We start from the raw sequence: 21,358 nt of genomic DNA, 5'->3' as shown, positions 1-21,358 counted from the left end.
CCAGCCCCCGCGCCGCCGGATCCTGACCGCCCTCCTCCTCGCGGTCGTCGACTCCCGAACGGAAAACCATGAATTTGAAAAATATGAAAGTCGGCACCCGGCTGGCAGTAGGCTATGCGATCGTCCTCGTGCTGCTGTGGGTCATCGTGGGCGCGGGCCTGCTGAAGATGCGCGACATGCAGACGCGTATCACCAAGATCACGGAATTCAACAACACGCAGATCCGCCAGCTCAATTCGGCACGGGACAGCGTGACGGACCGCATGATCGCGCTGCGTAACCTTGCGCTGCTCACCGACGAAAACGCCATGCGACCCGAAGTCGAGCGCCTGCGCAAGCAGGAGGCACTCTACGCGGGAGAGATGGGGAAAGTCGTCAAGAGCCTGGAAGATCCGAGCACGGGTCCGAAGGAAAAGGCACTGATGGCGACGATCGTGGAGCAGGAACGGATGGCAATGCCATTGATGGCGGCAGCGGAAAAACTGGGCGTTGCAAATCAGGCCGAGGAAACCACCACCATGCTGATGGAGAAGGTGCGCCCGGTCCAGCGTGTCTGGCTCAACACGATTGACGAGCTGATCAAGCTTGAAGAGGCATTGAACGAAGAAGAAGCCGACGAAGCCGCGGCCGCTTACCAGACTGCCGTCCGGTTAATGCTGATCCTGGCCGTGCTGGCCATGGCGGTCGGCATCGCCGCCGCAGTGATGGTCACCCGCACACTGCTCAAGCAATTGGGCGGCGAGCCGAACGAGGCCGCCGGCATCGCGACCCGCATCGCCGAAGGCGACCTGACCGTGGACGTGCCCGTCAAGGCCGGCGACACCGCCAGCATGATGTTCGCGATGCGCAATATGCGCGACAAGCTGGCCGCCATCGTCGCCGAGGTGCGCACCGGTACCGACACGATCGCCACCGCCGCCGCCGAAGTCTCGGCCGGCAACCAGGACCTGTCGTCGCGCACCGAGGAACAGGCCAGCTCGCTGGAAGAAACCGCGTCGTCGATGGAAGAACTGACGTCGACCGTGCGCCAGAACGCCGAGAATGCCCAGCAGGCCAGCGCCATGGCCGCCTCGGCCTCCAGCGTGGCGGCACAGGGTGGCAGCGTGGTGGCCCAGGTGGTCGACACGATGGGCGCGATCGATGCGTCGGCCAAGAAGATCGTCGACATCATCTCCGTCATCGACGGCATCGCCTTCCAGACCAATATCCTGGCGCTGAACGCGGCCGTCGAGGCGGCGCGTGCCGGCGAGCAGGGCCGCGGCTTTGCCGTCGTGGCCGGCGAAGTGCGCAACCTGGCGCACCGCTCCGCCAGCGCCGCCAAGGAAATCAAGGCGCTGATCGACGACTCGGTGGAAAAGGTCGGCGTGGGCACGCAGCTGGTCGGCCAGGCCGGCGCCACCATGAACGAAGTGGTGGGCAGCGTGCAGCGCGTGACGGACATCATGGCGGAAATCTCTTCCGCCAGCCGCGAGCAGAGCAGCGGCATCGACCAGGTCAACGTGGCCATCACGCAGATGGATGAAGTGACGCAGCAGAACGCCGCGCTGGTCGAGGAAGCCAGCGCCGCTTCCGAAGCCATGCAGGAACAGGCCCGCAGGCTGGCCGAACTGGTCGGCACGTTCACGCTGGCGCAAGGTACCGCGCCGGCGCCGGCCGCACGGAAAGCAATCACTCCTGCAAAGGTGGCTGCGAAGCCTGCCGCGCTGCCGTCCGCCGTCAAGCGCCCTGCCGTGGCCAAGGCAGCACCGGTCAGCCGCAAGGCGCCGGTGACCGCCGGTTCCGAGTCGGACTGGGAAGAGTTCTAAGCCGCCCGCATCACCGGCCTGGTGGCCGGTGCGACTACAGCATGGCTGTAGTCGCAAGCTTCCTTTACCATACGTCCCCATCGAAACAGGGGGACGCATGGATCTTTCACACCGCAGCCGCGCGCTGCGCCTCGCCGTCGCCGCGGCACTGATGTCATCGGGTGCCGCCGCCGCAGCTTCCACATCCGCGGCTTCCACATCCGCAGCTTCCACATCCGGCGCTTCTTCATCCGCCGCCCTCTGCGACGGCGACGCGTTCCAGACCGTCCTCTTCCCCGCCGCGGCCAGCATGGCCAATGTCGACGCGCGTGCCGCCTGGATCGACCGGCGCACGCTGGCCTGGCCCGGCGCCCGCACCGATGCGCGCATCCGGCTGTACCACGCTGCAAACGCATCGCTGACGGCGCCGCGCGGCGGCAAGGTCGGCGGCGCCGATGGCTTCCTGCCGCTCGCGGCCACGCCTGCCGCGCTGCCGGAACGCCTGCGCTACCTGGGTAATGGCCCCGTGTTCGCGCTGCGCGAGGCGGACGTGGCGCGTATTGGTGACGGGTATGCCGGCCTGCATCGACAACAACTTCTGCTGGTCAGCGAGGCGGCCGACGGCACCGTGCTCGATGCCACGCGGGTGCAGGTGGCCGGCGCGCTGGACGACCTGTATGCGGCTGCCGAAGCGGTACCCGACCTGGGGGCGACGCCGCGCGCGAACGGCACCACCTTCAAGCTGTGGGCGCCGACCGCGCGGCAGGTTGCCGTCTGCACGTACGACAAGGGAACCGGCCCCTCGCGCGCTGCAACGCCACTGCGCTTCGATCCGACGACGGGCATCTGGTCCGCCACGCTGGCCGGCAACCTGGATGGCAAGTACTACCGCTACGCGGTCGACGTTTACGTACCTGGGTCCGTGCCGGGCGCCGGCATCGTGCGCAACCTCGTCACCGATCCGTATTCCGTCAGCCTCACCACCGATTCGCGGCGCAGCTACATCGCCGACCTGGCCTCGCCGCGTCTGAAGCCCGCCGGCTGGGACCAGGATGCGCCACCCGCCAAGGTGCGGGCGCAGCCGGACATGTCGATCTACGAACTGCACGTGCGCGATTTCTCGATCGGCGACGCGACCGTGAGCGCGGCGAACCGCGGCAAGTACACGGCATTCCTGGAATCCGGCTCGGACGGCATGCGGCACCTGCGCGCGCTGTCGCAGGCCGGGCTGACCGACGTGCACCTGCTGCCGGTGTACGACATCGGCAGCATTCCGGAGAAGGCTTGCGTCACGCCGGCGCCGAGTGGCGCGCCGGACAGCGATGCCCAGCAAAAGCTGATCGGCGCCAGCAAGCTGGCGGACTGCTACAACTGGGGCTACGACCCGTATCACTACAGCGCGCCGGAAGGCAGCTACAGCACCGACCCGGCCGATGGCGCGCGCCGCATCGTCGAGTTCCGGCAGATGGTGCAGGCGCTGCACCGCGCCGGCCTGCGCGTGGGCATGGACGTCGTCTACAACCATACCTATACCGCCGGCCAGGACGAAAAATCGGTGCTGGACCGCGTGGTGCCCGGCTACTATCACCGCCTCGACGCCAAGGGAGCGATCGAGCGCTCGACCTGCTGCGAGAACACGGCCACCGAGCACCGCATGATGGGCAAGCTGATGGTCGACTCGAGCGTGCTGTGGACGCAGGCTTACCACATCGACTCGTTCCGTTTCGACCTGATGGGCCACCAGCCGCGCAGCGTGATGGAAACCCTGCAGCGGCGCGTGAACGCCGCTGCGGGCCGGCACGTGAATCTGATCGGCGAAGGGTGGGATTTCGGCGAAGTGGCCGATGGCAGGCGCTTCGTGCAGGCGTCGCAACTGTCGCTGAACGGCAGCGGCATCGGCACCTTCAGCGACCGTGGCCGCGATGCGGTGCGCGGCGGCGGCGCTGGCGACACGGGGCACGACATGCTGGCGCGCCAGGGCTATGTGAACGGCCTGGTGTACGACCCGAACGGCGCCGCCGCACATGCCCCCGCCGAGTTGCTGAAGGCCGCGGACCTGGTCAAGGCGGGCCTGGCCGGTACCCTGCGCGGCTACCCGCTGCAGACGCACACGGGAGAAGTACGCGAGCTGCAGCGCATCGACTATGCTGGCCAGCCGGCCGGCTATGCGAGCGAACCGGGCGAAGTGGTCAACTACGTGGAGAACCACGACAACCAGACGCTGTACGACCTGAACGTGCTGCGCCTGCCGGCATCGACCTCCACCGCTGATCGCGCCCGCGTGCAGGTGCTGGCGGCGGCGATCAATGCCTTCAGCCAGGGCGTGGCGTACTTCCATGCGGGCTTCGATATCCTGCGCTCCAAGTCGCTGGACCGCAACAGCTTCGAGTCGGGCGACTGGTTCAACCGGCTGGACTGGACCTACCGCGACAACTACTTCGGCACCGGCCTGCCGCCGGCCGCCGACAACGGCAAGGACTACGCGCTGTTCCAGCCGCTGCTGGCCAATCCCGCATTCAAGCCGGCACCCGCCGACATCGCCTTCACGCGCGACGCGTTCCGCGACCTGCTGAAGATCCGCGCCAGCAGCACGCTGTTCCGGCTGCGCACCGCGGCCGACGTCACGCAGCGGCTGCGCTTCTACAATACCGGCCCGGCCCAGGTGCCGACCGTGATCGCCGGCCGGCTCGATGGCGCCGGCTACGACGGTGCCGGCTTCCAGGCCGTGCTGTACCTGCTCAACGTCGACAAGGTGGCCCGGTCGATCGACGTGCCGCAGGAAGCGGGCCGCAACTGGAAGCTGCACCCCGTCCACACCGCCCCCGACGCCGCCGACCGGCGCGCCGGCGAAGCCCGCTACGCCCCCGCCAGCGGCCGCTTCACCATCCCGCCACGCACCGCTGTCGTCTTCGTGGAATAGTTACCGAGATAAATTGCCAGAAACCGGGGCCACACCCTAACGCCGTTAAGTTTCAAGTGTTACCCGGAACATTGAAAGCGCATGCATTCACCCCAACATCGAAGGGCTGGGGTCAGGGAGGAATGCTGGCATGCATGCCAGCATCGTTCCGCAGGCGCGAAGCAGGCTTCGCGAAACCCCTGCTATACCCCGGCGGGTCTGACCCCGGAATTTGCCCTTGGGGTGGGTTATCCAAGCGGCACTAGGCCCCTGGTTTCAAGCAACGTTCAGCGGGCGGCTTCGAGCAGCACGGTGCTGAACTTGCCGCCGGTACGCACGGTGCCGTTGGTGACGGTGTAGGTGGCGCCGGCATAGGCGTCGCGTACCTTGCTGCCGTTGGCGAAGATGCCGCCGACCTTGATCGCGACGGGCTTGCCGACCGGGACGTCCAGCGCCACCACGACCTTGTCGCTCATGCCGGTGCCGGCGTAGGTGCGCGAGAAGGTATAGGGCGCATCGGCCAGCCTGGCATGCACGCCGGCGCCGATCGACACGTGGGCACGCCGGAACTGCCCCAGCTTCGCCCAGTGCGCGCGCACATCGGCGACACGGTAGCCTTCGCGCTGCGTGTTGTTCGACAAATCGTCCCAGTTCATCATCGAGCGCAGTTTCGCGTCGCCGACGGCTTCGGCGATGTCGAGCCGGCGCGCGGTCTCGTCGCCGTAGTAGATCTGCGCGGCGCCCGGCGCCAGCAGCAGCTTGCTGGCCGATTCGAACGGTTTCGCGCGCGCCGCGTCGAACGGGTTGCCATCGTCGTGCGAATCGAGATAGTTCAGTACCGACTTGCCCCGCAGCGGGCCGCGCAGCTGCGCATCGAACTTCGCGAACACGCTTTCGTAGTCGCCCTTGGCATCGTTCGGCAGGCTGAAGTTGATCAGGCTGTCGAAGCCGTTGGCGTAGAAGTCGGTCTTGACGCCGCCGCCCATGTCGAATTCGCGGCCGTGACCGATCGAATAGTTGTAGACCTCGGCCACGGTGAAGAACTTGCCGTCGCCCAGCACCTTGCCGGGATTGGCCTTCTTCCATTCATCGTGCGCCGCCTCCGTCACCGTGCGCAGCTCTTTCCACACGCCCGCTTCGGTATGCTTGACGGTGTCGGCGCGGTAGCCGTCCAGGCCGTACTTGCGGACCCAGTCCGCGTGCCACTTCATCAGGTAGTAGCGCGGCGCGCGCGGGTAGCCGGTGCGCGCGAAGAAGTCATCGAGCTCCTTCACCTCGCGCTCGTAGCGCCCTTCCTTCTTCCATTTATCGGCCAGTGCCGGCGGCAGCGCCACCGGCGTATCGCTTTCGGTGCGCACGTCCGGCAGGTTCGCCACCAGCGTGCACGAGATCGTGGTCGGCGCGTCCTTGTGCGCGCAGGTGGGCGACGTGCGCACCCAGTCCGCGGGCCACACGGGATCGGCCTCCGTGACCGGGCCGGTGTGGTTCATCACCACGTCGAGCAGCACGCGGATGCCGCGCGCATGCGCCGCGTCCACGAAGTCGCGGAAGTCCTGTTCGGTGCCCAGGTTGGCGTCGATGGCGGTGAAGTCGCGCGCCCAGTAGCCATGGAAGCCGTAGGACTTGCCGGTACCTTCATCGGTGCCGGCATGGATCTGCTCCACGGGCGGCGTGAGCCAGATCGCATTGACGCCGAGGCTGTCGAAATACCCTTCCTTGACCTTGGCGGTCAAGCCTTTCAGGTCGCCGCCCAGGTAGCCCCGCAGCGGCGCGGCATCGGCCTTGCGGCCATATGCCAGGTCGTTCGACCGCTCGCCGTTGGCGAAGCGGTCGGTGAGCAGGAAGTAGACGGTCGCGTTCTCCCACATGAACGGCATTGGTTTTGGCGGCGCCGCCAGTGCGGACGTGCCTGAGGCGGCCAACAGGATGGACAATGCGATGGATGTGAGCTTCATGCGACCTTTCGAGGGTGGGTTAAGTGATCACGGTGGGATTGCTGCGCCCCGTGTTGTAGGCGATGCTGGCCACGCTGTCGGCGATGGCGATCAGCGCCGCCAGGGCCTGTTGGGTGGGAATGTGGTGCTGCTCGGGATCGGCCTCGTAGCGCTCCAGGTAGACGCGCAGCGTGGCCCCTTCGGTACCCGTGCCGGACAGCCGGTAGACGATGCGCGAACCATCCGTCATCACGATGCGGATGCCCTGCTGCGTGGCCTTCGCGCCGTCCACCGGGTCGGTGTACTCGAAATCGTCGGCGAAATCGACCGTGTAGTGGTTCATCTCGACGCCCTTCAGGGCCGCCAGCTTCACGCGCAGGTCGTCCATCAGCACCTTGGCGGCGTGCGCGTCGATGCCTTCGTAGTCGTGGCGCGAATAATAGTTGCGGCCGAAGCGCTGCCAGTGTTCCTCGACGATCTGCTGCACGGACTGGCCCTTCACGGCCAGCAGGTTCAGCCAGAACAGCACGGCCCACACACCGTCCTTCTCGCGCACGTGGTTCGAACCGGTGCCGTAGCTTTCCTCGCCGCACAGCGTGGCCAGGCCGGCGTCCAGCAGCGTGCCGAAGTACTTCCAGCCGGTCGGCGTTTCATAGCAGGGGATGCCCAGCGCCGCGGCCACGCGGTCCGCCGCGCTCGAGGTAGGCATCGAACGGGCGATGCCGGCGATGCCGCCGCGGTAGCCGGGCGCCACCTGCGCATTGGCCGCCAGGATCGCCAGCGAATCGGATGGCGTGACGTCGAACTTGCGGCCGACGATCATGTTGCGGTCCGCGTCGCCGTCGGAGGCGGCGCCGAAGTCGGGCGCATCGTCGCGCGCCATCAGCTCGATCAGTTCCGCAGCGTTGACGGGATTGGGGTCCGGGTGCCCGCCGCCGAAATCCTCGCGCGGCACGCAGTTGATCACGGTACCTTCGGGCGCGCCCAGGCGGCCTTCGATGATGGCCTTGGCATAGGGGCCTCCCACCGCATGCATCGCATCGAAGCGCATCGTGAAGCCGCTCGCGAACAGCTTGCGGATCGCGTCGAAATCGAACAGCTGTTCCATCAGCTCCGCGTAGTCGTCGACTGGGTCGATCACTTCGACCTGCATCTGCTCCAGGTAGGAACGGCCGCCGTGGTCGATGTCCAGGTCGGGCGCGTCGCTGATGCGGTACGAGGCGATCGTGGTGGTGCGCTGGTAGATTGCATCGGTCACCGCTTCCGGTGCCGGGCCGCCATTGCCGATGTCGTACTTGATGCCGAAGTCGCCATCCGGCCCGCCGGGATTGTGGCTGGCCGACAGGATGATGCCGCCCATCGCCTCGTACTTGCGAATGACGCACGACACCGCCGGCGTGGACAGGATGCCGCCGCGCCCTACCAGCACGCGCGCCACGCCGTTGGCCGCGGCCATCTTGAGGATGGTCTGGATCGCCGTGCGATTGTGGAAGCGGCCATCGCCGCCGAGCACCAGCGTCTTGCCGGCCAGGTCGCCGAGCGTATCGAATACGCACTGCACGAAGTTCTCGAGATAATGCGCTTGCTGGAATACGCCGACCTTCTTGCGCAGGCCGGACGTGCCCGGCCGCTGGCCGGCGACGGGCGTGGTTTGAATCGTCTGAATTGCCATGTTTGCTCCGCTGTGGTGTTACCTGAAGATTAACATCCCAGCCTACCGCGATCCAGTGCGCAATGGCGCGCGGCTCATGCCCGAGCGCACCATTTTCAGGTTGGCGCCCGCAAGCTGGCGCCTGCAGGTCACCCCTTACAGGTTGACGATTACTTCTGGCGCCGCACGTTATCGGTCACGAACACGGTCAGCACGGCGGCCACCAGCAGCGATGCCCCGCCCAGCACCAGCGTCTTGGCCGCATGGCCGTCGAACATGTGGCGGATCACGAACCCCAGCACGACACCGGCGATGATCTGCGGGATCACCACGAAGAAATTGAAGAGGCCCATGTAGTAGCCCATCCGCTTGGCCGGCAGGGAGCCGGCCAGGATCGCGTACGGCATCGTCAGGATGCTGGCCCAGGCCAGGCCCACGCCGATCATCGGCAGCATCAGCATCTGCTTGTCGTGGATCTGGAACACGCTGGCCAGCGAAACGCCGCCGATGGCGAGACAGCCCATGTGCACCGCCTTGCGGCTGGTGAGGCGGGCCAGCACCGGCAGGATGAACGCGGCCAGCGCGGCGACACCCGAGTACACGGCGAACATGATGCCGACCCAGTTGCCGGCGGCCTGGTAGGCGGCCGAGCCGGCATCGGTGGTGCCGAACACGTTCTCGGCCACCGAGGCGGTGGTGTAGATCCACATCGTGTACAGGCCGACCCACGTGAAGAACGACACGTATGCCAGCTGCACCATGGTCTTCGGCATGCGGCCGAAGCCACCGAGGATCTCGGCCAGCGCATGGCCCAGGCCCTTTGACATGCTGCGCTCGCGCTGGAATTCTTCCATGTTCTCGGGCGGCAGCTCGTCGGCCGTGAACACGGTCCACAGCACGGCCAGCAGGTACACCGTGCCGCCGGCGTAGAACGCGTAGCGGACCGAATCCGGAATGGCACCGGCGGGGGCCACGTTGCTGACGCCGAGGTAGTCGGTGAAGATGGTGGGCAGCAGCGAGGCGATGACGGCGCCGCAGCCGATGAAGAAGGTCTGCATCGCGAAGCCGGCGGTCTGCTGCGACGCATCGAGCTTGTCGCCGACGAAGGCGCGGAACGGCTCCATCGAGACGTTGATCGCCGCATCCATCATCCACAGCACGATGGCCGCCATCCACAGCGCCTGCGAATTCGGCATCAGGAACAGCGCCAGCGAGGCGAACACGGCGCCCAGGAAGAAGAACGGCCTGCGGCGGCCCCATTTCGGGTGCCAGGTATTGTCGGACAGGTAGCCGATGATGGGCTGTACCAGCAGGCCGGTGGCCGGCGCCGCCAGCCAGAGCAGCGGCAGTTCATCGGGGTTCGCGCCCAGCGTGGAAAAGATCCGGCTGGTATTGGCATTTTGCAGCGCGAAGCCGAACTGGATGCCGAAAAAGCCGAAGCTCATGTTCCACAGCTGCCAGAACGACAGCCGGGGCTTGGTGGAAGAAGGTTGCATCCAGGGTCTCCGATGTTATGCGCTATCCTATTTGTAGCAAAATAACATGACCGGGCAACCCCGTCAATGGAGGAACGGCGGGTGAAAGTGCCGAATTCGGGTACTTTTGTAGTCAAACAACAGAAAAATTAAAGACAGCCCTGTTTTCTAAGAAATTTCTTGAAAGAGCGTCCGTCCCGAATGCCGCTTAGATAAGTCCACCCCAAGTGCAAGTTCCGGGGTCAGACCCGGCGGGTCTGACCCCAGCCCTTCGCTGTTGGGGTGAATGCATGCGCTTCCAACGTATCGGGTAACGCTTAACTTAGCGGCATTAGGGTCCGCCCCCATTCTCTGCGGGGTGCGGTGGCTTTACAGCTGTACCGAGACCTTGGCCGCCAGCTTGGCGCGCGCCGGCAGCACGGCCTTCGCCACCCGCGTCTTCGCATCCCACGTGAACGCCAGCGCGCGCCCGTCGAGCAGCACGCGCTTCGGTTTGGCGATGCCATGCACGTGCAGCGTGTAAGCGCGCACTACCGGCGCCGCGGCGCTGCCAGCCTCGGTGGCGATGCCGATATCGAGCGAGCCCGCCTGCGCGGCTGCGCTGAAGCGGGCGATCTCGTACTTGCCCTTGCAGTAGGCATCGGCGGTCGCGCCATCGTCGTCGTACAGCATGCCGGTGGATGCCGTCACCGCCGCGTCGTGCCAGTAATGCAGGTCGATGCTGCGGCCGTTGTAGTCGCGGGTCGACTGCACCACCGGCGCCATCGGCACGAATGCCCCTGCGCGCACGTAGACGGGAATGCGTTCCGCCGTCACGGGCACCGTTTCCAGGATGCCGCCACGGTGGCGCTCACCCGTATGGAAATCGAACCAGGTACTGCCCTTGGTCGGGAAGTACACTTCCTTGCGCTGCGCGCCCGGCTCGGTCACCGGCGCGACCAGGAAGCTGCCTCCCCACAGGTAGGTCGAAGCGAGCGTGCCCGCATCGTTCAAGGTATCTTCGAACAGCACGGGGCGCATCAGCGGCATGCCGGTGGTGCTGTTCTCGAACGCCATCGTGTAGTGGTACGGCAGCAGCGCGTAGCGCAGCCGGATCGCCTCGGCCGCCAGCTGTTTGGCACGCGGCGCGCGGTACACCGGTTCGGCCGGCACCTCTTCCTGCGCGTGCGGCCGGAACACGGGCTGGAACACGCCGTACTGCAGCCAGCGCACGTACAGCTCGTCGTCCAGCACCGGCCCGGCGAAGCCGCCCAGGTCCGAGTGCATGTAGCCCAGGCCCTGCATGCCCATCTGCAGGGCGATCTCCATCTGCGACTGCAGCCCGCCCCAGCTGCGCGACACGTCGCCCGACCAGGGAATCATGCCGAAGCGCTGCGAGCCCGAATAGCCGGCCCGCATCAGGATGAACGGGCGCTCCTCCGGAAAGTCCTTCGCATAGCCCTCGGCGATCAGCCGCGCCCAGTCGTGGCCATAGATATTGTGCACCTGGTCCGCCGAGCCGGTGGCATGCTGCAGGGCCGCCGGGTGCAGCTCCGGTTCGCCGAGGTCGCCCCACCAGCCGGCCACGCCCTGCTCCTTCAGGCCCTTGTAGATCTTCCAGAACCAGTCCTTGCCCTGCGGGCTGAAGATGTCGACCAGGCCCGTATTCCCGAAGAAGAAGTCGTACGTATAGGGTTTGCCTTCCTTCGTGGTGGCCAGCGCCTTCGCATCCACCGCTTCCTGCCAGCGGCCCGATGTCGTCAGCACGAACGGCTCGGTGATCACCACCGTGTTCACGCCCTTCGCCTTCAGGTCGCGCAGCATCCGCCGGGGGTCCGGGAAATGATCCTTGTCCCACGCCAGGTTGCCCATCGTGCCCTGGACTTCCTTGCCGAACCAGTACAGGTCCAGCACCACCGCGTCGAGGGGAATCTTCTCGTCGATGAAGCGGTCGACCACGGCGCGCACCTCCTTCTCGTCGTGGTAGCCGAAGCGGCTGGCGAAATTGCCGAAGGCCCAGCGCGGCGGCAGCGGCTGGCGCCCCGTCAGGCTGGTATAGCCGGCCATCACCCCGGCCCAGTCGTCGCCGGCGACCACCTGGTAAGTCTTGCGGCCGCCGATCGTCTCGTAGGTCAGCGTGCCATCCCGGCGGCTGTCGAAATCGAGCCAGCCGGCCTGCGGGTTATCGAAGTGCAGCGCGTACTTCTTCGACGACAGCGCCACGGGAATCGTGAAGTTCAGCAGTTCCGAGCGGTTGCCGTAGCCATAGTGCGCCTTGTTGTACAGCTGGAAGCGGTTGCCGCGGCGGTTCATGCCCACGGCCCGCGCACCGGCGCCGTACAGCGCCTCGTCGGCATCGAGCGCGAACTCCAGCGCCTCGGCGCCGTTCTTCCTCGTGTAGCCCAGCTTCTCCGCCACCAGCGGCTGGCCCTTGTAGCTGTAGGCGATGCGTAGCGGCCGGCGCTCGATGGTGACCGAGATGCCCGCCGTCGCATACTGGATGCGGCCATCGGCCTCCTTCACCGTTGCCGGCACGCCCGCCGGCGGCAGCACCACGGCGTGCGAGCGCGCATCGAACCGTTCGCCGTTCGGGATGAAGGTGGTCTCGACGATCGCCGCCGAGTATGCCCTGATCCGGTAGCTGCCGTCGTTGGTGGCGATGTGCAGCACGCCATCTTTCTCGCTCCAGTTTTCCACGTGCCGCGCGGCGTTCTGCGCGACGGCGAATTGACTGGCGAAGGTAAGTGCGAGCGCAGCGGTCGTATTGATTTTCATGGAGGCCGATGGGAGTTGGAGAAGAGCCGAGAGCATGACAAAACAGCGACATGAAAACAAGCCCGCGTGCGCTATATTGGGTGCTTCATTCACGGATCGGAGGAACGATGGACACGAAGCCGCTGGTGCTGGCGCTGGCGCCCGCAGTCATCCTGTTCGCGCTGGGCGCGGGCACGGCGCACGGCAAGCCGGAGAAGAAGGCGCAGGCGAAAAGCGCGTCCGGAGCGGCTGCCAAACCAAAGCCCGCGGTGAAGGCATCCGCCGCTCCCACGCTGGCCGACGCCAAGCGCTTCCTGGCGCAGACCGAGACGAAGTTCGACAGGCTCAATGCCGACCAGGCCCGCGCCGACTGGGTGGGCGCGAACTTCATTACCGACGACACCGAAGCCATCGCCGCCTACTTCGGCGAGCTGCAGCTGGATGCGGCCGGCCAGGCCGCGCTGGCGGCGCGCCGCTACAACCACCCGGGCCTGGCGCGTTCGCTCAGCAACAGCGATGCGCGCAAGCTCAAGCTGCTGCAGCTGACGCTGATGCTGTCCGATCCGAAGGAACGCGCCGCCTATGCGGTCGCGCGCGCGGCGCTGAGCGGCGCCTATGGCAAGGCGAAATACTGCCCCACCGATGGCCGCCCGTGCATGCCGCTGGGTGAACTGGAAAAGATCCTGGCCACCAGCCGCGATCCCGCCAGGCTGCTCGACGCCTGGTCCGGCTGGCATGCGCAGTCGCCCGCTTACAGGGACCGCTACGCCGACTTCGTGCAGCTGTCGAACAAGGGTGCCCGCGAAATGGGTTACGCGGATACCGGTGCGCTGTGGCGTTCCGGCTACGACATGCCGCCCGAGGAATTCGCCTTCGAGATGGAGCGCCTGTGGCTGCAGGTCAAGCCGCTGTATGAAGCGCTGCATGAGTACACCCGCTACAAGCTGCGCGCCGCGTACAGCCCGAAAGTGGTGCCGCTGACCGGCCCGATTCCGGCGCACCTGTTCGGCAACATGTGGAGCCAGACCTGGGACAACATCTACCCGCTGCTCCAGCCCGTATCCGGCGCGCGAGGCTTCGACCTGACCAAGGTGCTGGAGAAGCGCAAGACCACGCCGAAGCAGATGACGGAGTATGCCGAGCGCTTCTACACCTCGCTGGGCATGCCGAAGCTGCCGGCCAGTTTCTGGGAACGCTCGCTGCTGGCGAAACCGCGCGACCGCGAGGTGGTATGCCACGCTTCCGCATGGACCATCGACGGGCAGGACGACGTGCGCATCAAGATGTGCATCAATCCCACGGCCGAGGACTTCGCCGTGATCCACCACGAGCTGGGCCACGTCTACTACTTCCTCGCCTACCGGGACCAGCCGGTGCTGTTCCGCAATGGCGCCAACGACGGTTTCCATGAAGCGATCGGCGACACCGTGGCGCTGTCGATCACGCCCGCCTACCTGAAGCGGATCGGGCTGATGGACCAGGATCAGGAACAGGACCCGAAGACGCAGATGGGCGACCTGCTGCGCCGCGCGCTGTCGAAGGTGGCCGTGCTGCCGTGGGCCTACATGGTGGACCGCTGGCGCTGGGATGTCTACGCCGGCGCGACGCAACCGGCCGACTACGACCGCAGCTGGTGGCAGCTGCGCGAGCAGTACATGGGCATCGGCCGCCCGCTGCCGCCGCAGGCCGGCGGCTTCGACGCCGGCGCCAAGTACCACGTGCCGGCCGACGTGCCCTACGCCCGCTACTTCCTGGCCAACCTGCTGCAGTTCCAGTTCCACCGCGCGCTGTGCCGCGAAGCGGGCTACGAGGGCCCGCTGCATGCGTGCTCGATCCACGGCAACGAGAAGGCCGGCAAGAAGCTGCGGGCGATGCTGGAACTGGGTACCAGCAAGCCGTGGCCGGAAGCGTTGAAGGCCATCAGCGGCGAAGACCGCATCGACGGCGGCGCCCTGCTCGAATACTTCGCGCCACTGAAGGCCTGGCTCGACGAGCAGAACCGGCTGCTGGCGGCGCAGCAGAAGGGGTAGACGTCCGGCGGCATGCGTGCGCCGCCAGTCGCGCCATCGATCAGCCGTGATCGACGGTTCGATCGATCACGGCCAGCGGGCATGTTCCGCAGTCGAGCGACGGGAAATTTCTGTGCTGAATCAACGAACGCAGGAAACGCGATGCTAGATTGACTTTCCCACTGCACTGGAGACCGATCATGGCTGACCAACCTGATAGCGCGACTTCCAAGCGCCCCAACGCGCTAATGTCGATGAGCCCCTCGGCACGCACGCGCATGCGATCGACCGAAAAGGACAAATATCATTACTACAATGACATGGGCAAGAGCAAAGGTCACTGCACCTGGGGTGCGGGCATACTCGCGCACCGTGGTGTCTGCACCACTGAGGAACTTGGCCAGGCTGTCAGCGCAAAAATGGTTGGCCTGGAGTTCGAACGGCGCGTCCTTGAGGCTGAGCGGGCGGTCCGCCGTAACGTTACGGTGGAGCTCAACCAGGAGCAGTTCGACGCCCTGTGCAGCTTGACCTACAACGCAGGCCCAACCGGCGCCCTCAAGACCTACAGTTACGTGAACCGGAACGATTTTTCCGGAGCAGCTGGCAATATTTCAAAGATGATCAAAGTCAGGATCATCGAAGGAGGAAAGGCAAGGTACGTTGTCGCTCCAGGCCTGATCAAGAGACGCGCAGAGGAAAGTGCGCCTTTCCGTCTTGATGAATCGTCGAAGGCAAAAAAATAGGCCCGCCATGTCTTTCTCGAATCTCATCGGCGAACGCCACGCCCCTGCCGCGTTCCGCCTGCTTGCCGCAGCAGTCCTGGCCTTCGCTTCGACGCTGGCATATGGCGTGGACGCGGATGAACGTACCGTCACCGGAAAGTGGCGCGTAACCGCAGCAGTGGATGGTGCCGACATTGCGTCTCTCGACGAGCGCGAAGCCAGGAGCATGGTCAACAAGATCATGGTGATCGGCCCGGACAACGTTCAATTCGGCACTCACGCATGCGGGCCTTCGACATTCGAAGCAGAAAGCGTGGAACCCCGTCTCTTCCTGCGACGGCAATTCCACGCCAGCGCCGGGAACCTGGGCCTCCCCAATCCTGTCACTGCCGTGAAGTTGAACTGCACGACGGTATTCATCAAGAATACGGACACACTGCTGATCTTCTGGGATGGCTGGTTCTTCAATGCAGTGCGGATGAAGCCCTGACCAGGTGTTTGTTGCGACAGGCCCGGCTTGCCGGGCCTTGTCCATTTGACACCCCCACGTTATACTTGACGATTCTACTCAACTATTAAGCAGCCAGCCGTCGCCAGCCCGCTTCCTCCAGGTGTCCACCTGGTGCCCATTCAGGAAGGGTTTCATGGCGCAGTTCTCCCAGCCGGCACGTGCCGGCCGTTTTACATCGCATCCCACATTTCATCCGCTGGCGCTCGCGCTGCTGTGCGCCTGGGCACCCGCCCACGCGGCCAGCCCGGCCGCCGACGCGCCGGCGGAAGCCGATGCCGCCCCGGTCGCGGTGGTGAAGATCGAAGGCAGCAAGACCGAAGACGAGTTCGTGGCCCGGCGCAGCGGTTCGGCGACGAAGACCGACACGCCGCTGATCGAAACGCCGCAATCGATTTCCGTGATCCCGGCCGAGCGCCTGCAGCTGCAGGGCGCGCAAACGCTGCGCCAGACGCTGAACTACACGGCCGGCCTGGTCTCGGTATCGTTCGACAGCCGCGGCGACAGCATCACCTCGCGCGGCGGTTCGCCGACCTCGCTGGTCGACGGCCTGCAGTACAACTTCGGCTTCTACAACACCACTCGCCCCGATCCGTTCATGCTCGAACGGGTAGAAGTCCTGCGCGGCCCGTCGTCGGTACTGTACGGCCAGGGCAGCGTGGGCGGCGTGGTCAACTACGTGACGAAGAAGCCGCTGGCGGAACGGCGGCGCGAAGTGCAGGTGCAGGCCGGCAGCCATGACCGCAAGCAGGTGGCCGTCGACCTCAATGAAGTGCTCGACGATGCCGGCCACTGGCGCGTGCGCGTGGTGGCGATCGGCCGCGACAGCGGCTCGCAGGTGAACCACGTGCCGGACGACCGCAAGGTGCTGATGCCGTCGCTGACATGGGCGCCCGGCGCCGATACGTCGCTCACGCTGCACGCGCTGCGCCAGCAGGATGAAAGCGGCTCGCTGATCGGCTTCTTCCCGTGGCAGGGCACGCTGCTGCCGTCGCAGTACGGCCAGATCCCCACCGATACCTTCACCGGCGAACCGGGCTGGGATGCCTACAAGACGGACCAGACCTCGTTCGGCTGGCAGTTCAGCCACCACTTCAGCGACAGCGTGGTGCTGCGCCAGAATGCGCGCAAGAGCAATTCCGAAGTCGACTACCGCAGCGCCTACACCAGCTTCACGGCCATCCCGTCGCGCGGGCGGCCCGGCCGCCCCGTGTTCAACGCCGACAACCGCACGATCGAGCGCGACCTGATCCAGCAGGCCAACGCGCTGGACACGCTGCTGTTCGATACGCAGCTGGAAACGAAGTTCGCCACCGGCCGCTGGCAGCACACCTTCCTGGCCGGCTTCGACGTGCAGCGCGCCGAGACGCGGCAGGCCACCGGGCGCGGCATCGCGGCGGCGCTCGATGTCTACAACCCCGTGTACGGCAGCTTTACGCCGCCCGCATCGCTGGCGCATCAACCGACCGCGGTGCTGCACCAGAAAGGCTTCTACGTGCAGGAACAGGCCAAGTTCGATGAGCGCTGGGTCGGCGTGCTGGGCTGGCGCCGCGACCACGCCGAGAACGACATCGAAGGGCGCCCCGCTTCCCGCACCGACGACAAGGCCAACACGAAACGCGTGGGCCTGCTGTACCTGGCCGACGGCGGCCTGTCTCCCTACGTCAGCTACGCCGAATCGTTCCTGCCGCTGGGCGGCGTCGATGTGTACGGCGAGCCGTTCAAGCCGCAGCGCGGCAAGCAGTGGGAAGCGGGCATCAAGTGGCAGCCTGCCGCCGCGGTCACCGCCTCGCTGGCGCTGTACCAGCTGCGCGACCAGAACCGCAAGACCACCGATCCGGCGAATCCGCAGAACAGCCTGCAGCTGGGCGAGGTGAAGGTGCGTGGCGCCGAGCTGGAAACCGCCGGGGGCGTGCGCGGCTGGGACTGGACCGCCGCGTACACCTACACCGACGCGCGGGTGTCGCGCAGCAATGGCGCCGACCTGGGCAAGCGCGTGTCCGGCATCCCGAAGCACAACGTGTCGGCCTGGCTGTCGCGCGGCTTCTCGGTGGGCGGCGTCGATGGCTTCACGGCCGGCGCCGGCGTGCGCTACCTCGGCACCTCGTGGGATGGCACCGATTCGCTGCAAACCCCGTCGGCCACGCTGGTCGACGCCATGCTCGGCTACCAGGCCGGCCCATGGCGCTTTACCATGAATGCCGTCAACCTGGCCGACAAGGTGCAGATCACCACCTGCCTCGCGCGCGGCGACTGCTTCTACGGGCAGCGGCGCACGGTGATGCTGACTGCGCGCTATCTCTGGTGACCGAAAACCGGTGACAGGCTCCGATTCTTTTGAAAACCAGGGACAGGCTCCGATTCTTTTGAAATGTTTCCCGAAAATCGGAGCCTGTCACCGGTTTTGAACGCCGCTCATATAAGTTCACCCCAAGTGCAGATTCGGGGGTCAGACCCGGCGGGTCTGACCCCGGCCCTTCGCTGTTGGGGTGAATGCATGCGTTTTCAAAGCGTCGGGTAACGCTTAACCAAACGGCATTAGAGCCTGTCACCGGTTTTCTGCCAACGAAAAAGCCCCGCCGCTTGCGCGACGGGGCTTTTTGCATTCCGGCTGGAAGCGTGATCAGAACTTGTAGCGTCAGAACTTGTAGTTCACGCCCAGCAGCAAGGTGCGGCCGTACTTCTGGTATTCCAGTTGCTGGTTCTTCGAACCGTTGTAGGTTTCGTAGGCGGCGTTGCGCAGGTTGTTCGCCTGCAGCACGATGCCCATGTCCTTCAGCGGGCCGTTCTGGAACGTGTAGCCGATCTGGAAGTCCAGGATGCTCTCGCCCACCACGTAGCGCAGCGAACGTTCGGCGGCGAAGTTGCCGATCTCGCCCACGAAGTCGGAACGCTTGCGCTGGCTCAGGCGGGTCTCGAAGCCGTTCTTCTCGTAGTACACGGTCAGGTTCGTCACGCGCTTGGACAGGCCCGGCAGCGGGATGTTCTGGCCGATCGAGCCATCCGGTTCCTGGATCGCGATATTGCTGTCCGTGTAGGTCCCGGAAGCCACGATGCCGAAGCCGTCGAGCACCGGGGTCAGCATGTTCAGCGGCAGGGAGCCGGACAGTTCCAGGCCGCGCATCACACCGCCGTTGCCGTTGTATGGCGCCTTGTAGTCGCCGAACACGGTGTTGGCCTTGGTACCTGGCACGAACGCCGAGAAGTCGTAGGTCTTCGTTTGCGTGAAGATGTACGTGTCGAGCTTCTTGAAGAAGAACGCGGCGGCCACGTAGGCCTTCTTGCCGAAGTATTTTTCATACGACAGGTCGAATGCCTTGGCGCGCCACGGATCGAGCTGCGCGTTGCCGCCCGAGGCACCCGGCTTGAACGTGGTGTCCGACACGCCGAAGTCCAGCGCGGCGCGCAGCTGATCCACGCGCGGGCGGGCGATCTGCTTGGCCATCGCCACGCGCACGGTCTGGTCGTTCGGCAGGCCGAAGTTCAGGTTCATGCTCGGCAGCCAGTCGTTGTACGACTTGCCGTCGTGGATCGGCTGCACCTGCTGGTCGCCGGCCAGCGCACCGTTGAAGTACTTCGAATCGGAGAACTGCTTGGTGTGCTGCACCTGCACGCCGAAGTTACCGCGCAGCGAGATGTCGCCGAACTCGTGTTCGATGTTGGCCTTGGCGTAGGCGGTCGAGATCTTCTCGCGCACCGACCAGTTCTTGATCAGGATGGCGCCGCTGCCCGCGGTCGGGTTGAACGTCATGTAGCGCGCGACGACGGCTGGCACGTCCCATGCCGGCACGTTGCCGATGCCGGCAAAGCCCAGGTCGACGGAACCGTACAGCAGCGACGGATCGATGGTGGTCGGGTTGCCGGCCAGGTTGATGTTGCCTTCCGGCTGGTCCTTGTCCTTCGAGCGGTCGCTGTGGTTGACGCCCACGTCGAAGCCGGAGAACCAGTTTTCCAGCGCGGCCGGGGCCTGGAAGTTGGCGGCCAGCTTGACGCTCTTCAGCTCATCTTCCACGTACGGTACCTTGCCGTAGCCGGAACCGTAGATCGTGTTCTTCACGTACAGGTTGGCCGAATCGCTGTAGTCGTTGCGGCCGGGTGCCATGGACGGGAACGTGCCCGTCTTGAAGGCCAGGTTCACGGTGTCCAGGTATTGCGCGTTGTTGACGGCGCCCAGTTGCAGGTTGTTTTCCAGGCCCAGTTCATCGCGCTTGGCTTTCGACCACGACAGGTCGGCCACCAGCTTCACGCCATCCAGGCGCCATTCGTTGTTCCAGCCCAGCGCGCGGATATCGTCGCGGCGGTTGGTGTACATGCCGCGCACCAGCGGGTAGACATTGTTGGCGACGGCGGTACTGATCGCATTGCCGTTCTTCGTCACATTCGAGTAGAACGGCTGCGGCTCCAGGCCGCCGTTCCAGCCGGACAGGTTGACTTCGAACTGGTTGGCCGTGTCCTCGTGCTTGAAGATGGACGCGTAGAAGTCCAGCGTGCTGGTGAACTGCTTGCTCGGGCGGTATTCCACCACGCCCATCAGGCCATCGCGGCGGTTGTAGCCGGTGCGGGACAGCGCCTTGATACCGTCGGTGGCGGTGGTGCCTGCCGGCAGGCCGGTGCGCGCATCGGTCTTCCACGGTTCGTAGATGCCGGTCTCGTTGGCCAGCACCGGCGACTCCAGGTGCGCGAAGCCGATCGCCACGCCCAGCTTGCGGTTCAGGAACTGGTCGATGTAGCTGATGGAGAAGCGGTTGCCCAGCGACTTCGTGTTGGCCATGCTGCCCAGCGAATTGTGCTCGGCGCGGGCGTTCATCGCCACGGTGCGCTTGCCGAAGTTCAGCGGACGCACGGTCTGCAGGTCGATCGTGCCGGACAGGCCCTGGCCGATCAGGCCGGCGTCCGGGGTCTTGTAGATCGTCACGCCGGACAGCAGCTCGGATGGATACTGGTCGAATTCCACGGAGCGGTTGTCGCCGGTGGACACCTGTTCGCGGCCGTTCAGCAGCGTGGTGGAAAAGTCCGGCGACAGGCCGCGTACCGAGATCACCTGGGCACGGCCGGCCACGCGCTGGGCGGCCAGGCCGGGCAGGCGGGCGATCGATTCGGCGATGGAGACGTCCGGCAGCTTGCCGATGTCTTCGGCGGAGATGGCTTCGACGATCGACGACGAATCCTTCTTGACCGAGATGGCGTCCTCGATGCCGCGGCGGATGCCGGTCACGGTGACGGTGGCGATCGGCGCCTCGGCCGCCGGGGTGGTTTGTTCCTGCGCGACGGCCGGTGCGGCCAGCGCGGCGATGAAGATTGCGCAGCCGGTCGACAATGGTGTCAAACGCAGGCTCGGTTGCAGGGCCGTGCGCGTGCTGCGCTCAGGCGCGAAGAATTTCATGGAAGTCCCCTCACTAATTTACGATTTTTCCCACGATCAATAACTAGCTCGACTACATGGGAATCCAAGGATTGCGGCCGCTCTATCAGACGTCCTGAAAGAATTTTGTATTAAAACTAGATCGAGTGTCAATTGGAGTTCCGTTCAACTACGCCGCTTTCGCCTGTTTCCAGGCCTATTCAAGGCCTTTTTGGCGGTTTCGTTGTATCGTGGCTACAGAAGCCCGGCAATGGATCTGTAGTGGAACTACAAAATATGAC

Annotated in this window: 11 protein-coding genes; 6 read left to right on the top strand and 5 right to left on the bottom strand. The window is 65.4% G+C overall.

Annotated features, from left to right (window positions below):
* Nucleotides 1-68 precede the first annotated feature (68 nt).
* Together EYF70_RS31900 and EYF70_RS03680 are read left to right on the top strand one after the other, a co-directional pair.
* Complete coding sequence (locus tag EYF70_RS31900; RefSeq protein ID WP_307722120.1) at nt 69-1,805, top strand: methyl-accepting chemotaxis protein; 1,737 nt, start codon at nt 69-71, stop codon at nt 1,803-1,805.
* A 97-nt stretch (nt 1,806-1,902) separates the two neighbouring features.
* On the top strand, nt 1,903-4,704 hold the full coding sequence (locus tag EYF70_RS03680; protein WP_229420693.1) for an alpha-1,6-glucosidase domain-containing protein: 2,802 nt from the start codon (nt 1,903-1,905) through the stop codon (nt 4,702-4,704).
* 266 nt (nt 4,705-4,970) lie between these two features.
* Here the strand turns inward: EYF70_RS03680 and EYF70_RS03675 are convergent, their stop codons facing one another.
* From EYF70_RS03675 to EYF70_RS03660, 4 genes are all read right to left on the bottom strand, one after another.
* Nucleotides 4,971-6,638, bottom strand: coding sequence for an alpha-amylase family glycosyl hydrolase (locus tag EYF70_RS03675; protein WP_131144191.1), 1,668 nt, complete (start codon nt 6,636-6,638; stop codon nt 4,971-4,973).
* 19 nt (nt 6,639-6,657) lie between these two features.
* The gene (locus EYF70_RS03670; RefSeq protein WP_131144190.1) at nt 6,658-8,289 is read right to left on the bottom strand and encodes an alpha-D-glucose phosphate-specific phosphoglucomutase; all 1,632 of its coding nucleotides are present in this window, start codon (nt 8,287-8,289) and stop codon (nt 6,658-6,660) included.
* Nucleotides 8,290-8,438: 149 nt separating this feature from the next.
* The gene (locus EYF70_RS03665; protein ID WP_131144189.1) at nt 8,439-9,764 is read right to left on the bottom strand and encodes an MFS transporter; all 1,326 of its coding nucleotides are present in this window, start codon (nt 9,762-9,764) and stop codon (nt 8,439-8,441) included.
* Nucleotides 9,765-10,112: 348 nt separating this feature from the next.
* The gene (locus tag EYF70_RS03660; RefSeq protein ID WP_131144188.1) at nt 10,113-12,497 is read right to left on the bottom strand and encodes a TIM-barrel domain-containing protein; all 2,385 of its coding nucleotides are present in this window, start codon (nt 12,495-12,497) and stop codon (nt 10,113-10,115) included.
* A 107-nt stretch (nt 12,498-12,604) separates the two neighbouring features.
* Here EYF70_RS03660 and EYF70_RS03655 point away from each other — a divergent pair, with 107 nt between their 5' ends.
* The 4 genes from EYF70_RS03655 to EYF70_RS03640 all read left to right on the top strand — a co-directional run bounded on the left by EYF70_RS03655 (nt 12,605) and on the right by EYF70_RS03640 (nt 18,023).
* Nucleotides 12,605-14,506 (top strand): M2 family metallopeptidase, encoded by a 1,902-nt coding sequence (locus EYF70_RS03655; protein WP_131144187.1) that lies wholly within the window; start codon nt 12,605-12,607, stop codon nt 14,504-14,506.
* 179 nt (nt 14,507-14,685) lie between these two features.
* Entirely contained in the window at nt 14,686-15,228 is a 543-nt protein-coding gene (locus EYF70_RS03650; RefSeq protein WP_229420692.1) for a lysozyme, read from the top strand.
* Between the two features lie 7 nt (nt 15,229-15,235).
* Nucleotides 15,236-15,697: a hypothetical protein gene (locus EYF70_RS03645; RefSeq protein ID WP_131144186.1), complete on the top strand. Its 462-nt coding sequence runs from the start codon at nt 15,236-15,238 to the stop codon at nt 15,695-15,697.
* Nucleotides 15,698-15,851: 154 nt separating this feature from the next.
* Nucleotides 15,852-18,023 carry a TonB-dependent siderophore receptor gene (locus EYF70_RS03640; protein WP_131144185.1) on the top strand — a complete coding sequence of 724 codons (2,172 nt, stop codon included), beginning with the start codon at nt 15,852-15,854 and terminating at the stop codon, nt 18,021-18,023.
* A 330-nt stretch (nt 18,024-18,353) separates the two neighbouring features.
* Here the strand turns inward: EYF70_RS03640 and EYF70_RS03635 are convergent, their stop codons facing one another.
* Nucleotides 18,354-21,098 (bottom strand): TonB-dependent receptor, encoded by a 2,745-nt coding sequence (locus EYF70_RS03635; protein ID WP_131144184.1) that lies wholly within the window; start codon nt 21,096-21,098, stop codon nt 18,354-18,356.
* Nucleotides 21,099-21,358 lie beyond the last annotated feature (260 nt).

The sequence above is a fragment of the Pseudoduganella albidiflava genome (assembly GCF_004322755.1).
Classification (GTDB): Bacteria; Pseudomonadota; Gammaproteobacteria; order Burkholderiales; family Burkholderiaceae_D; genus Rugamonas; species Rugamonas albidiflava.
Note: the sequence above shows the minus strand (reverse complement) of the source record. Positions and strands in the feature narration are given on the sequence as shown.

Excerpts from the sequence above, each read along its gene's own strand:
- EYF70_RS03640 (WP_131144185.1), top strand. The coding sequence starts at position 15,852 with ATGGCGCAGTTCTCCCAGCCGGCACGTGCCGGCCGTTTTACATCGCAT.
- EYF70_RS03660 (WP_131144188.1), bottom strand. The coding sequence starts at position 12,497 with ATGAAAATCAATACGACCGCTGCGCTCGCACTTACCTTCGCCAGTCAA.
- EYF70_RS03645 (WP_131144186.1), top strand. The coding sequence starts at position 15,236 with ATGTCTTTCTCGAATCTCATCGGCGAACGCCACGCCCCTGCCGCGTTC.
- EYF70_RS03650 (WP_229420692.1), top strand. The coding sequence starts at position 14,686 with ATGGCTGACCAACCTGATAGCGCGACTTCCAAGCGCCCCAACGCGCTA.
- EYF70_RS03670 (WP_131144190.1), bottom strand. The coding sequence starts at position 8,289 with ATGGCAATTCAGACGATTCAAACCACGCCCGTCGCCGGCCAGCGGCCG.
- EYF70_RS03655 (WP_131144187.1), top strand. The coding sequence starts at position 12,605 with ATGGACACGAAGCCGCTGGTGCTGGCGCTGGCGCCCGCAGTCATCCTG.
- EYF70_RS03675 (WP_131144191.1), bottom strand. The coding sequence starts at position 6,638 with ATGAAGCTCACATCCATCGCATTGTCCATCCTGTTGGCCGCCTCAGGC.
- EYF70_RS03635 (WP_131144184.1), bottom strand. The coding sequence starts at position 21,098 with ATGAAATTCTTCGCGCCTGAGCGCAGCACGCGCACGGCCCTGCAACCG.
- EYF70_RS31900 (WP_307722120.1), top strand. The coding sequence starts at position 69 with ATGAATTTGAAAAATATGAAAGTCGGCACCCGGCTGGCAGTAGGCTAT.
- EYF70_RS03665 (WP_131144189.1), bottom strand. The coding sequence starts at position 9,764 with ATGCAACCTTCTTCCACCAAGCCCCGGCTGTCGTTCTGGCAGCTGTGG.
- EYF70_RS03680 (WP_229420693.1), top strand. The coding sequence starts at position 1,903 with ATGGATCTTTCACACCGCAGCCGCGCGCTGCGCCTCGCCGTCGCCGCG.